General features: G+C 32.0%; 2 protein-coding genes. Both read left to right on the forward strand.

Going from position 1 to position 1,251, the window contains the following annotated elements; all coding sequences use genetic code 11:
* Positions 1-544: RHS repeat-associated core domain-containing protein (locus BACCOPRO_RS16960; RefSeq protein ID WP_008145637.1), on the forward strand; the 544-nt coding region annotated here is incomplete at its 5' end.
* A 9-nt stretch (positions 545-553) separates the two neighbouring features.
* Positions 554-1,168: a DUF416 family protein gene (locus BACCOPRO_RS16965; protein ID WP_007897253.1), complete on the forward strand. Its 615-nt coding sequence runs from the start codon at positions 554-556 to the stop codon at positions 1,166-1,168.
* Positions 1,169-1,251 lie beyond the last annotated feature (83 nt).

Below are 1,251 nucleotides of genomic sequence, written 5' to 3' on the forward strand. Positions count from 1 at the left end.
GCTCGTGCCATTCCGCTATCAGGGACAGTACGAGGATGAAGAAACGGGGCTGTATTACAATCGGTTCCGCTATTACTCCCCGCAAATGGGTATGTATATCTCCTCCGACCCTATCGGGCTTGCTGGAAACAATCCTACACTCTATGGATATGTGCAGGATGTGAATACATGGATGGATATTTTTGGTCTCCTTGAAGCTTTAACAGAATTAGCTAAAGAAATAAGCGAATCTGCCAATCATTTTTTAGCTGAAGTTTGCAGAACTGTTGCAGTTGGACAAGATGCAACAGGTGGTTTATTTGCAGCATCAAGTAATGGGTTAGATCCTGGACAAGTAGCAAAATGTCAGGAATTAGGTGTAACTCCACTCAATACCTCGACAGTACACGTAAATGGCCAAAACCTTCATGCAGAAGAAGTTTTACTAAAAAATGTTGAGAATCTTAAAACTGTGGCTACATGGAAAAGAATGCCTTGTGGACCTGGTGAACATAATTGTATGCAACAATTAAAAGATTTAGGAATTAAAGTAGAATGTCATTAAGAATATATTATGTATGATTTTTATAAAAAACAGATTGTTGAAAAGACACAGAGTCTAACAATGCAACAGTCAGCTCTATATTCTCTCTATAATTGTGAGAAAATTATAGAAATGTATAAAATGATTGTTGATCAATACAATGTTGGAAATTATTTTCTAATAAAACAAATGTCTTATTATTTATGGGATAATATCTATAAATACAAAAAAAATGAGGCTTTTGAATCTAACTTTATACAGATGAATGATTATGTTCCTAATTCAGACTCTTATCCAGGAGTAGCTAATGCAATTGCCTTAAATGTTGTAATATGTTTAGATATTGCATATAAGTGTATAACTGGACATTCTAATAACTCGAATTTATCAGGATTGTATGTCTATGACACATTAAGACAATGTCTTTTATCGAAAAGACCTGATATTAAGTATATAACAAAACAAATAATAAGTGAGATTGATCAGACCTCAATTATTTTAGAACTTAAATTTGAAGAGTTAAGTCTTATTGAAAATATAGAAAGTAAAGTTTTAAATAGAAGTTTTGTTTGGGATATTTTTAGCAAAGCACAGTCTAATAAATATAATTATGATTTGATAAAATGGAATAATTCTCTTTTTTGATATTGGGGTGACCGTTTTAGTAATATATTAATATAATTAAAAACATCAAACTTAGTAGCCAAACTCGATGCGGAATACTCACT

It is taken from the genome of Phocaeicola coprophilus DSM 18228 = JCM 13818 (genome assembly GCF_000157915.1).
Classification (GTDB): Bacteria; Bacteroidota; Bacteroidia; order Bacteroidales; family Bacteroidaceae; genus Phocaeicola; species Phocaeicola coprophilus.